Annotated in this window: 9 protein-coding genes; 3 read left to right on the plus strand and 6 right to left on the minus strand. The window is 71.0% G+C overall.

From position 1 onward, the window contains the following. Nucleotides 1-23: 23 nt before the first annotated feature. A complete protein-coding gene (locus ACFWHU_RS06730) occupies nucleotides 24-188 on the minus strand; it encodes a hypothetical protein (protein ID WP_385793094.1) in 165 nt (54 codons plus the stop codon). A gap of 323 nt (nucleotides 189-511) precedes the next feature. Here ACFWHU_RS06730 and ACFWHU_RS06735 point away from each other — a divergent pair, with 323 nt between their 5' ends. Further along, nucleotides 512-1,198, plus strand: coding sequence for a CBS domain-containing protein (locus ACFWHU_RS06735; RefSeq protein ID WP_385793093.1), 687 nt, complete (start codon nucleotides 512-514; stop codon nucleotides 1,196-1,198). Nucleotides 1,199-1,246: 48 nt separating this feature from the next. Continuing rightward, the gene (locus ACFWHU_RS06740; protein ID WP_387224172.1) at nucleotides 1,247-2,275 is read left to right on the plus strand and encodes a zinc-dependent alcohol dehydrogenase family protein; all 1,029 of its coding nucleotides are present in this window, start codon (nucleotides 1,247-1,249) and stop codon (nucleotides 2,273-2,275) included. On the opposite strand, the gene ACFWHU_RS06745 is transcribed toward ACFWHU_RS06740, so the two are convergent. Both ACFWHU_RS06745 and ACFWHU_RS06750 read right to left on the minus strand, forming a co-directional pair. Beyond that, nucleotides 2,244-4,823, minus strand: a complete 2,580-nt coding sequence (locus ACFWHU_RS06745) for a glycoside hydrolase family 65 protein (RefSeq protein WP_387224173.1) — start codon at nucleotides 4,821-4,823, stop codon at nucleotides 2,244-2,246. The genes ACFWHU_RS06740 and ACFWHU_RS06745 overlap by 32 nt on opposite strands. Then, on the minus strand, nucleotides 4,820-7,294 hold the full coding sequence (locus tag ACFWHU_RS06750; protein ID WP_387224174.1) for a phosphoketolase: 2,475 nt from the start codon (nucleotides 7,292-7,294) through the stop codon (nucleotides 4,820-4,822). Before ACFWHU_RS06750 ends, ACFWHU_RS06745 begins: the two co-directional genes overlap by 4 nt. 237 nt (nucleotides 7,295-7,531) lie before the next feature. Here ACFWHU_RS06750 and ACFWHU_RS06755 point away from each other — a divergent pair, with 237 nt between their 5' ends. Further along, nucleotides 7,532-8,275 (plus strand): response regulator, encoded by a 744-nt coding sequence (locus ACFWHU_RS06755; protein ID WP_385793087.1) that lies wholly within the window; start codon nucleotides 7,532-7,534, stop codon nucleotides 8,273-8,275. Nucleotides 8,276-8,363: 88 nt separating this feature from the next. Here the strand turns inward: ACFWHU_RS06755 and ACFWHU_RS06760 are convergent, their stop codons facing one another. The 3 genes from ACFWHU_RS06760 to ACFWHU_RS06770 all read right to left on the minus strand — a co-directional run bounded on the left by ACFWHU_RS06760 (nucleotide 8,364) and on the right by ACFWHU_RS06770 (nucleotide 11,661). Next, nucleotides 8,364-8,825 carry a cyclic nucleotide-binding domain-containing protein gene (locus tag ACFWHU_RS06760; protein WP_385793085.1) on the minus strand — a complete coding sequence of 154 codons (462 nt, stop codon included), beginning with the start codon at nucleotides 8,823-8,825 and terminating at the stop codon, nucleotides 8,364-8,366. A 229-nt stretch (nucleotides 8,826-9,054) separates the two neighbouring features. Continuing rightward, nucleotides 9,055-10,779, minus strand: coding sequence for a GAF domain-containing protein (locus ACFWHU_RS06765; RefSeq protein ID WP_387224175.1), 1,725 nt, complete (start codon nucleotides 10,777-10,779; stop codon nucleotides 9,055-9,057). A 141-nt stretch (nucleotides 10,780-10,920) separates the two neighbouring features. Next, nucleotides 10,921-11,661: a helix-turn-helix domain-containing protein gene (locus ACFWHU_RS06770; RefSeq protein WP_385793083.1), complete on the minus strand. Its 741-nt coding sequence runs from the start codon at nucleotides 11,659-11,661 to the stop codon at nucleotides 10,921-10,923. Nucleotides 11,662-11,682 lie beyond the last annotated feature (21 nt).

Here is an 11,682-nt window from a genome sequence, read left to right on the forward strand (position 1 = left end):
TCAGGCCTCAGCGGACCTTCGCACTAGGAGTCCCACTCCACCCGGATCGTTTCCACTCCCATCGCCCGCGCGACAAGGAATTCCGCGAGGTATCCGCGCACCGTGTTGGTCCGAAGATCGGACATAGCGAACCGCCAGAAGTCCGACAGCGTTGCCTCCAGCCCGGAGAACGACTCGTTACCGGACATGGGCGCGTGGGGAGGCGCCAGGATCGGACCAGGCTGTAAAGGAGTCTCAGAGGCCATGAAGCCGAGGATCCCGCAGAAAGGACGCGCGATTCCCGCTGCCTCGTGGGGCCTGTGACCGCTTTCCCTGACGTGATGGCAGAAGCACTACGAGGGCCGCTACGCCCATTGCCGGTGTAGCGGCCCCCGTTGGTGCGCCCAGGGCGGCGGAGGGGTGCCGCGTCATTGGCCTTTCGGGCCCCCCGGTCAGGGCCCGTCGGCCCCTCCTCGGTGCAGGTTCGTGGCGGCACACTGGGAAGTGGAGGGGGCATGTTCGAGGAGGGATCATGCGTCATGCGCCGCATCTCGTTGCCGATGTGATGACGAATCCTGTGGTCGCGGTTCGTCCGGAGGCCGGGTTCAAGGAGGTTGTCGAGACCTTGGCGCAGTGGAATGTGAGCGCTGTTCCGGTTCTTGAAGGGGATGGGCGGGTCACCGGGGTGGTGTCCGAGGCCGATCTGCTCGGTAAGGAGGAGTTCCGGGACGCCGACCCCAGTCGGCTGGAGCAGCTGCGGCGGCTCGATGATCTGCGGAAGGCGGGAGCCGTGACGGCCGGGGAGCTCATGAGTGCGCCCGCCGTCACCGTACGGGAGGACGCGACTCTGGCTCAGGCCGCGCGGACCATGGCGCAGGGGAGGCTGAAGCGGCTGCCGGTGGTCGACGGCTCCGGGATGCTGCGTGGGATCGTCAGCCGGTCCGATCTGCTCAAGGTGTTCCTGCGGTCCGACGCCGATCTCGCGGAGGAGGTACGCGTAGAGGTGGTCGAGCGTCTCTTCCTGGTGTCGCGCGAGAACGTGCGGGTGACGGTCGCCGACGGGGTCGTCACGCTCAGCGGCAGGGTTCGGGACACCGCTCTCGTACCGGTGGCGGCCCGGCTGGTGCGGGCGGTGGAGGGTGTGGTGGATGTCGAGTGCGACCTGGTGGGGCCGCGGGCCGCGGCGATGGGTGTCTTCTCCTCGGAGCTGCGGCCCTGACGTCCTGATCCGTTTGCCCCGGCCGTGCACCCGCCGCACGCTGGAGGCATGACGTTCACAGCCTCCGCGCGGACCACGCACGGCTGGGCCGTCGAGAGGCCCGGACCCATCGGCACCCGGCCTCTGACCCGCGTACGGCGGCGGTCGCCCGACCCCGGACCCGGTGACCTGCTGCTGCGGGTGGAGGCGTGCGGTGTGTGCCGGACGGATCTGCATCTGGCCGAAGGGGATCTGGAGCCCCGGCGGCCCGCGGCCGTCCCCGGCCATGAGATCGTCGGCCGCGTCGTCGCCGTCGGCGAGGCGGTGACCTCGTTCCGTGTCGGCGATCGGGTCGGCGGCGCCTGGCTGCGTTCCACGTGCGGGCAGTGCCGTTACTGCCTGGCCGGGCGGGAGAACCTCTGCCCCCGGTCCACCTACACGGGATGGGACGAGGACGGCGGCTTCGCCGATCTGACGCTGGTCCCGGCGGACTTCGCCTACCCCCTCCCGGAGACCCAGGACGCCGCCTCACTCGCGCCCCTGCTCTGTGCCGGGATCATCGGCTACCGCGCGCTGCGCCGCAGCGCGCTGCCCGAGGGCGGGCGTCTGGGTATCTACGGCTTCGGCGCCTCGGCCCATCTGGCGGCCCAGGTCGCCCTGGCCGAGGGCGCCACCGTCCACGTGCTGACCAGATCGGCGCGGGCACGTGAACTGGCGCTGAGCCTGGGTGCCGCTTCGGCCGGCGGCGCGTACGACCGCCCGCCCGAACCACTGGACTCGGCCGTCCTGTTCGCCCCCGTGGGCGACCTGGTGCCGGTGGCTCTGGAGGCACTTGACCGGTCCGGCACGCTCGCCGTCGCGGGCATCCATCTCTCCGACATCCCCTCGCTGAACTACCAGCACCATCTCTTCCAGGAGCGGGACCTGCGCAGCGTCACCTCCAACACCCGCCAAAACGGACGCGACTTCCTGGCCCTCGCCGAACGGATCGGTATCCGGGTCACCGTGAGTCCGTACCCGATGAGCCGGGCGGACCAGGCGCTCGCCGATCTCGCGGGCGACCGGGTCAACGGCGCCGCCGTGCTCGTGCCCGACTGACTCTGCCCCGAGGCAGATCGAGCCAGCGGGAGGTACCCGGCGCGACGGCGGACTCGCTGTCGCCGAGCACGACGCGTACGGGACCCTCCGCCGCTTCCGGTACGCCGACCCGCACCCGCTGCGCCCGGATCCGCAGGTCCACGTCCCAGTGGTCGCGGTAACGGACGCCGACCCGGAACTTCGACAGCTGGGGCAGTGGCGCGGGGTCGAGCCACAGTCCGTCGTCGCGGGCTTCCAGCCCGGTCAGACAGCGCTGTACGAAATCGAGGGTGCCCGCCATCGCACCCAGGTGGATGCCCTCCGCCGTGGTGCCGCCCTGGATGTCCGCCACGTCCCCGATGAGGGCCTCCTCGGCGTACGCCCATGCCTCGTCCCTGCGCGCCCTGGCCAGCACCCACGCGCTGACCAGGGCGCTGAGCGTCGAACCGTGGCTGGTGCGCGGCAGGTAGTAGTCGATCGTGGCGCGCCACGACTCGTCGTCGAGCCGGTGGCCGAGCTGCCGGAAGAGACCCGCGAGTTCCCGTGGGGGGAAGAGATGGCCGAGCATCAGCACGTCCGCCTGCTTCGACGCCTTGTACCGGTTGACCGAGTCCCCCTCGGCCTCCAGGATCCGGTCCAGCCGGCGGATGTCGCCGTACTGCCCGCGGTACCGGTCCCAGTCGAGTTCGGCGAGGTCCGCGTATCCGTCGAACTGGCTGATGACGCCGTCGTGGTACGGCACATGGAGACGGTGCGCGATGTCGTCCCAGCGGTCCGGCTCGGCCGGATCCAGCCGAAGACGCTCGAAGAGTTCCTGTCCGCGCGAGGGCGGGAGGGCGCGGCTGAGTTCCAGAGCCCGTGTCAGTACCCACGCGGCGGTGACGTTCGTGTACGCGTTGTCGTCGAGTCCCGGCGCCGGGGAGTCCGGATAGCCGTCGTGGTACTCGTCGGGACCGACGACACCCCGGACGCGATACCGCTCCAGCGAGGGGTCCCAGACCGCCGCGTCCGCCCAGAAACGGGCGATCTGGATGAGCGTCTCCGCGCCCTCGCCGTACAGGAACCGTGTGTCGCCGCTCGCCTGCGCGTACTGCCACACGTTGTACGCGACCGCCGATCCGACATGGTGCTGGAGGCGGGAGTGGTCGGGCAGCCAGCGGCCCGAGCGCGGATTCAGATGGAGCTCCTGCGACTCCTCGCGCCCGTCGCTCCCGCTCTGCCAGGGGTACATCGCCCCCGCGCGTCCGGCGTCCCGTGCGGCGCGGCAGGCCGCGGGCAGCCGCCGGTAGCGGTAGCGGAGCAGCGCCCGGGACACCTCCGGGAAGTGCAGGTTCAGATAGGGCAGGACGAACAGTTCGTCCCAGAAGACATGTCCGCGGTACGCCTCGCCGTGCAGTCCCCTCGCGGGTACCCCGACATCCAGGTCGGCGGTGTGCGGGGAGAGCGTCTGGAGTACGTGGAACAGGTGCAGCCGCAGGATCACGCCCGCCTCCCCGGGTACGTCGAGGGCCGCCCGGCGCCAGATGTGCTCCCAGGCGCGGTGGTGCGAGGCGAGCAGTCGGGGGAAGTCCGGCGCCCGCCGTACGGCCTCGATCGCGGCCGTGAGGGGACCGCTGATCGCCGGGTCGTGGGAGGTGTACAACGCGACCGTCTTGTCGACGACCACCGTCTCGCCGCTCTCCACGGGGATCGTCAGGGCCTGGACGGCCTGCCGGGCGGTGAGGTGAGTACGAGGCGTAATGCCGGGGCGCGACGGGGTGCCGGGACGAGACGTAGTGCCACGGCGGCCGACCACCCGGGTCCGCGCGGCCAGCGCGATACGAATGTGGGAGTTGAGCGTGCGGCAGCACAGCCACACCGTGTCGCTCCGCTCGAAGCCGGTTGCGGATCCGGTCCCGGTTCTGGTCCCGGTTACGGATCCGGTCCCGGTCCCGGAGCCGGTTGCCGTGCCGGTGCGCCACCGCGTCAGATGCAGGTTCGCGAGGTCCGCGTAGCGATCGACCCCCGCGTTCCGTACGTCGCCGTCGAGGGCCGCTTCGACCTCCACCTCGCCCGTCCAGCCCTCGGCGGTGAACGAGGTGCGCTGCGCGGCCAGATGCGGCTCGCCCATATGAACCAGCCGTCGCTGTTCGACGCGCAACCGACGGCCGCCGCCCTCCCTCGCCGTGTACACCGACCGCCGCGTGAGTGTGCCGTGCCGAAGATCCAGCGTCTGCCCGTGCTCGATCAACTCGGGCCCGTCGGGCGACAGCCACGGTCCTGGGCGCGCCCCTTCGACGCGTACGCGGTAGCGCAGTGGCAGCCAGTTGGGGAGGTTGACCATGTCCTCGTTCTCGACCTGGCGGCCGGCGACGGACGACGTCAACCGGTTGTAACAGCCCGCCGCGTAGGTGCCCGGACAGTGCGAGGGGCCCTCAGACGTCTCGGACGCCGCTCCGCGGGTGGCGAAGTAGCCGTTGCCCAGGGTGCACAGGGCTTCACGCAGGCGTTCGCGTTCCGGGTCGTATCCCTCGTACGTCCATGTCCAGGCGTGCGCGGTCCGGCCCCTGTCCGTCCGCGCGGGGCTCAACGCGAGGGCCCGTCGCCGCCGTGGGTGACCGGGTGCCAGGTCCAGTCGGCCACCTCGGGAAGGTCGGTCCCGTGCTCCCGGATCCAGGTGTGGTGCCGGAGGCGGGCGTCCTCCATGGCCTGGCGCGCCCGCGTGGCCCGGACCGCGAGCCCGGGGACACGGTCGATGACGTCCATGACGAGCTGGTACCGGTCCATCTTGTTGAGCACCACCATGTCGAACGGGGTCGTGGTGGTGCCGGTCTCCTGGTAGCCGCGTACATGCAGATTCGGGTGGCCGGTACGGCGGTAGGCGAGCCGGTGGATCAGCCACGGATAGCCGTGGTAGGCGAAGATCACCGGCCTGTCGCGGGTGAACAGGGCGTCGTACTGGCTGTCGGACAGTCCGTGCGGATGTTCCGTCTCGGGCAGCAGTCTGGCCAGGTCGACCACGTTGACCACACGGAGCGCGAGTTGGGGAAGATGGTGACGGATCAGCTGGGAGGCGGCGAGCACCTCCTGGGTTGGGACGTCTCCGGCACAGGCGAGCACCACATCCGGCTCGTCCCCCTCCCGTTCGGTGCCGGCCCAGTCCCAGACGCCCGCCCCGCGTGCGCAGTGCGCGCGTGCCTCGTCCATCGTGAGCCAGTCGAAGGTGGGCTGCTTGCCGGCGACGACGACGTTGACGTAGTCACGACTGTGCAGTACGTGCTCGGCGACCGAGAGCAGGGTGTTGGTGTCCGGCGGCAGATAGACCCGTACGACCTCGGGGCTCTTGTTGAGTACGTGGTCGACGAAGCCGGGGTCCTGGTGGGAGAAGCCGTTGTGGTCCTGGCGCCAGACGTGCGAGGTGAGCAGGTAGTTGAGGGAGGCGATCGGCCGGCGCCACGGCAGGGCGCGGGACACCTTCAGCCACTTGATGTGCTGGTTGACCATCGAGTCCACGATGTGCACGAAGGCCTCGTAGCAGGAGAAGAACCCGTGCCGCCCGGTGAGGAGGTAGCCCTCCAGCCAGCCCTGGCAGGTGTGTTCGGAAAGGATCTCCATGACGCGGCCGTGCCGGTCGAGGTGTTCGTCCACGCGCAGGGCCTCGGCCTGCCACGCCTTTCCCGTCGCTCCGTACAGCGCTTGGAGCCGGTTGGACTCGGTCTCGTCCGGGCCGACGACGCGGAAGTCGCGGCGCTCGCTCGTGGCCTCCATGACCGATTCCAGCAAGTCGCCCAGCACCCGCGTCGGTTCGTGCAGGGAAGCGCCGGGGCGGTCGACCCGCACGGCGTACGGCTCCAGGGCCGGTACGGGCAGATCTCGCAGCAGCAGGCCGCCGTTGGCGTGCGGGGTCGCGCCGAGCCGGCGCGCGCCCTCGGGGACACAGGCCAGCACACGCGGGAGCGGGCGGCCGTCACCGTCGAAGAGTTCCTCCGGCCGGTAGGAACGCAGCCATGCCTCCAACTGCCGCAGATGGTCGGGGTTCTCGCGTACGGCGGACAGCGGCACCTGATGGGACCGCCAGGTGCCCTCGACCGGCAGTCCGTCCACGGTCGCCGGTCCGGTCCAGCCCTTGGGCGTACGCAGGACGATCACCGGCCAGCGCGGGCGTTCGGTGACACCGTCCTCCCGGGCGGTGCGCTGGATGAGGGCGATCGTGTCCAGCGCGGTGTCCATCGCATCGGCCATGGCGCGGTGGACGGCGTACGGCTCGTCTCCCGTGACGTGCAGTACCTCGTGACCGTAACCGCGCAGCAGTTCGTCCAGCTCCTGCTCGGGGATACGGGAGAGCACCGTCGGATTGGCGATCTTGTAGCCGTTGAGGTGGAGGATCGGGAGAACCGCGCCGTCGCGGACCGGGTCGAGGAACTTGTTGGAGTGCCACGACGCCGCCAGTGGGCCGGTCTCCGCCTCACCGTCACCGATGACGCATCCGACCAACAGATCGGGATTGTCGAACGCGGCGCCGTAGGCGTGGGAGAGGGAGTAGCCGAGTTCGCCGCCCTCGTGGATCGAACCGGGTGTCTCGGGTGCCACGTGGCTGGGCACCCCGCCGGGGAAGGAGAACTGGCGGAAGAGGCGGGCCATGCCGTCCGCGTCCCGCCCGATGTCCGGATACGTCTCGGAGTAGCTTCCCTCCAGCCAGGAGTTGGCCAGCACCGCCGGGCCGCCGTGGCCCGGCCCCCAGACGCACAGGGCGTCGCGGTTCCGGGCCTTGATGACGCGGTTGAGGTGGGTGTGGACGAGGTTCAGCCCCGGCGAGGTGCCCCAGTGGCCGAGGAGTCTGGGCTTGATGTGCTCGGGGCGCAGCGGTTCGTCGAGGAGCGGATTGCCCATGAGATAGATCTGGCCGACCGCCAGGTAGTTGGCGGCCCTCCAGTGCGCCACCAGGTTCGCCAGTTCCGTGTCGGTGACCGGGCCGCCGGCCGGGCCGGTGGCAGGGTGGGTGGTCGGGCTGGTCGCAGAGCCGGTGGCCGGGTCGTGCACCGACGTATTCGCGTCTCGCATCGGTTCCTCCGGATCGTCGTGGAGCCGGGCGCCGTATTCCAGCCTCCCCCCGACGGACGCTCCCGGCCAACGCACCGCGGGCCCTGGCCGCGCGCGGGAGGCCGGACGAGGCATGTACCCCGGACGGAGAGCCGGAGTCCTCCGGCCGGAGCGTGGGCCCGTTCGGCCCTGGCCGGGTTCCGAGAGGTGGGCCACGATGGAGTCGGTGCTTGGTCCACGACCGGCGGAAGGGCCGAAATGAGCGAGGTGCGGGAGTTCTCGCCGACGAACCCGATCCGGGTTTTCCTGCTCGACGACCATGAGGTCGTCCGGCGCGGCGTACAGGACCTTCTCGACGCCGAACCCGACATCGAGGTGGTCGGCGACACGGGCACGGCCGCCCACACGCTGGCCAGGGGCCCGGCCCTGCGCCCCGATGTCGCCGTGCTCGACGTGCGTATCCCGGACGGTGACGGAATCACGGTCTGCCGGGAGCTGCGTTCGCTCATGCCGCACCTCGCGTGCCTGATGCTCACGTCGTTCGACGACGACGACGCTCTCCTCGACGCGATCATGGCGGGGGCCGCGGGGTACGTGCTGAAGGAGATCAAGGGGTCTGACCTGGTCGCGGCCGTACGGACGGTCGCCTCGGGCCAGTCCATGCTCGACCCGGCGACCACGACCCGGCTGATGAAGAGTCTTCGCGGGGAGGAGGACGAGACGGCGTCGGAGCAGGACGCCCTGTCGCAGCTCTCCCCCCGTGAGCGGGAGATCCTCGTGCTGATCGGGGAAGGACTCACCAACCGTGAGATCGGCGGACGCCTCTATCTGTCCGAGAAGACGGTCAAGAACCACATCTCGCGGCTGCTGGCCAAACTCGGCGTCGAGCGGCGTATCCAGGCCGCCGTTCTCGCCACGCAGGCGGCTTCCCGGGCGGACGGCCACGTGGCCCGGTCCGACGGCGTGGTCCGGTCCGACGGCATCGCGGGCGAAGGCCGCTGATCAGGGGGATTCCGCCGCACCGGGACGAGCCGTGGACGAGCCGTACGGGCACCGGCCGGTCTCACTCGACGGGCGGGCACCGGCCGTCTCACTCGACGGGCAACGCGGCTTCGCTGCCGTGCGGCGCGTACACACCCAGCAGACGGACACGGGTCGCCTGGAGACGGTCCGCCACCACTTCCAGCACCCGGCGGGTCAGTTCCAGTCCGAGGGCGGGGTCCTCGTCGCACAGCGCCCGTACGGCGTAGGCGTCGAACTCGTCCGCCCGGACCATGCTGAAGGCCTCGGCACCCAGCCGCCAGGTGTACGGCGGCACCAGCCACGACCACCCCAGCAGGTCACCGTGGCCCAGCATCTCCAGCGTGCCGGCGTTCTGGCCGGGCCCGTGCAGATCGAGATTCACCGCGCCCGTACGGATGACCCAGAACCGGTCCGCCGGACCGCGGTCCTCGAAGATCCGGGTGCCTGCCGCGAAGGACACCGGACGGGAGCATTTCATCAGACGCTCCCGTCCCTGACCGGGCAGAGCGTTCAGCAGGGTCATGGTCATGGCCGTACCTCCCGGGTCCGCTCCGGCGACGGTCCCACCACCTCGCCGGACGGGTCTTGTCATCCAAGACTGCCTGCCGTGACCCGGCACGGGCAGGGGCCGTCCGGCATCGGGGGTGGGCCCGAACGGCCCGTTCGCCGTTTCCGGACCCCGGACCCGTTTTCCGGAGCGGGGGTCCGGGATACCGCGAGACGGGATCACCATGTGACGGGAACACCGCGCGACGGGATCACCGTGGGACGACCGGCACCGTCCACACGAGCCGCGTGCCTCCGTCCCCCGGTGCTTCGAGCGTCATGGCGCCGCCGAGCCCGTCCGCCCGCTTGGCGAGGTTCCTCAGTCCGCTTCTCCGGCTCTCCGCCCCGATTCCCACCCCGTCGTCCGAGACCGACAGCGTCAGGACGCCGCCGCGGACCACCAGCGACACCGACGCGGAGGCGGCCCGCGCGTGCCGCGCGACGTTGCTGAGCGCCTCCGCGAGTACGGCGACGACATGCTCGGCGGCCTCCGGAGGAACATCCGTGTCGAGCAGGCCCTCCATACGCAGGGACGGCGTGAAGCCGAGCGGGCGCACCGCCTCCTGGACCGTGTCGGTGACCCGCCCCCGCAGCCCCCGGTTGGAACGTCCCGCCTCACGGACACGCAGTCCGAAGATCGTCGAGCGAATGATCTTGATGGTCTCGTCGAGGTCGTCCACGGCCCGCAGCAGTCGCTCCTGCGCACCGGGGTGGTCGACGAACCGGACGACGCTCTGGAGGGTCATCCCCGTGGCGAAGAGCCGCTGGATCGCCAGATCGTGCAGATCACGGGCGATACGGTCACGGTCCTCCAGCACGGTCATCTGCTCGGAGGCGCGCCGGCGCTCGGCGAGTTCCATAGCCAGTGCCGCCTGCGCGGCGAACGTCTGGAGGGGCGCCGTCTCGGTCCGGGTGAACAGCGCGCCCGAGCGGAGCCTGGCCAGCAGCAGGACTCCCCGCACCTCCTCGCTGGCGATCATCGGCACCGCGACGGCCGGTCCCAGACCGCCCCACCTCGGCGGCCCCGCCGTGATCCTGGGGTCGTGCTCCACATCGGCGCTGATGAGCGGCTTTCCGGCGTGCAGAGCTGCGCCGACGAACGAACCCCGCCGGGGCAGCAGCAGATCGCGGTGCGCGTCGGCGTCGACCCCGGCGGCGAGAGCGACACGCAGAGACGTGCCGTCCCTGTCGGGGAGGGCCAGCACCCCGAGGTCGGCGGAGAGGATGTGCCGGGCCTGGTCGACGATCAGCCGCAGGACCTGTGTCTCGTCCGCTCCGGACAGCAGATCGGCGACGACCTCGGCGTTGGCCCGCAGCCAGCGCTGTCTGTCCCGCGCGGTCTCGTAGAGCCGTGCGTTCTCGATCGCCACCCCGGCGGCCACGGCGAGTGTGGACAGGACGGTCTCGTCGTCGTCGTCGAAATCTCCGCCGCCGCGCTTCTCGGTCAGGTAGAGGTTGCCGAACACGGTGTCGCGGACCCTGATCGGCACGCCGAGGAACGAGTGCATGGGGGGATGGTTCGGCGGAAACCCGTAGGACGCCGGATGACTCGTCAGGTCCGACAGCCGCAACGGCCTCGGGTGGCGGATGAGTTCGCCCAGGATGCCGTGTCCACGGGGAAGGTGTCCGATGGCGGCTGCGCGGTCCGGGTCCACGCCGACCGTCAGGAACTGGGAGAGGCGCGTGTCCTCCTCCACGACGCCCAGTGCTCCGTACTCGGCGTCCACCAGCACCACCGCGGCTTCCACGATGCGCCGCAGCACCTGAGACAGGTCCAGCTCCCGTCCGACGGAGAGCACGGCCTGGAGCAGGCTCTGCACCGATTCGGGATTGCCGTGCTGTACGGCGCCGAGCTGCGCCCGCAGCTCGGCGGGCAGGACGTCCTGCCGGCGTCGTACGTCGTCGCCGTTCCTGCCCGTGTCGTCGCCGTCGCCCACGAGACCTCCGTCGGGGCAGTCCTGCCGTCGGGCCTCCACGAGGCCGCATTTCCACGGTAGCGACTGCGTCCGTCATCGCATCCCGGGACGCCCCCGGCGCCCGGGGCGTGGCTCTGGCGTACGGGTTCAGGCGGGCGTGGCTCAGGCGGGCGGGCCGCTTCCGGCCGGGGGCACGGGGGTCACCGGCCGCTGGTTCCGCCGTTGCCGGATCCGGCGCCCGGTGATCTCGGTCGGAGTGACGCCGATCCACAGGCCGCGGTCGCCGCCGGCCCAGGGGGTGGTGTGGGCCCGTTCTTCCAGGCGCAGTACACGGTCGGGATCGGTGACCGCGTGGGCGTCACCGATGACGAGGACGCTCCAGCCCTGGCTGAACGCCTCGTCGATGTGGTCCACCTCGAACGCGACCGCCTGGTCACGGGCAGCCGCGGGCGCCGCTTCCGGTGATGTCCTGAAGGCCACCAGGTCGTCGTCGACCGTGTAGTTCACGGGATACACCGCGGGCGCACCGTGCTGGGTCAGGGCCACTCTGCCCACTCCGTGGGTGGACAGGAGTCGTCGGCACTCGTCCCCGTCCAGAGCGGTCAGCTCCGGCGCGTTCCCCGCCGCCCCCAGGCCGGGCGGAAGGTCGGCCGTCCCGCCGACCAGCTCCGTGACCGTGGTCTCCAGCGCGTCGGCCAGGCGCAGCAGGAACCCCGTCCCGGGCGCCGCCGCCCACTCCTCCAGGTACTGGATGTAGCCGGGGGCCGAGCCCGCCCGCACCGCCACGTCCTCACGGGTCAGCCCCAGCTCCTGGCGCCGGACCGCCACCCGGCGGCCCAGATCGGACCGGTGCGGTACGGGGGCGTCGGGCCGGAACCCGTGGTCCGGCTCGGTGCCGGTCATCGTGGTCGCCTCCCTAGGGGT

The organism is Streptomyces sp. NPDC060366, from assembly GCF_042725135.1.
GTDB lineage: Bacteria > Actinomycetota > Actinomycetes > Streptomycetales > Streptomycetaceae > Streptomyces.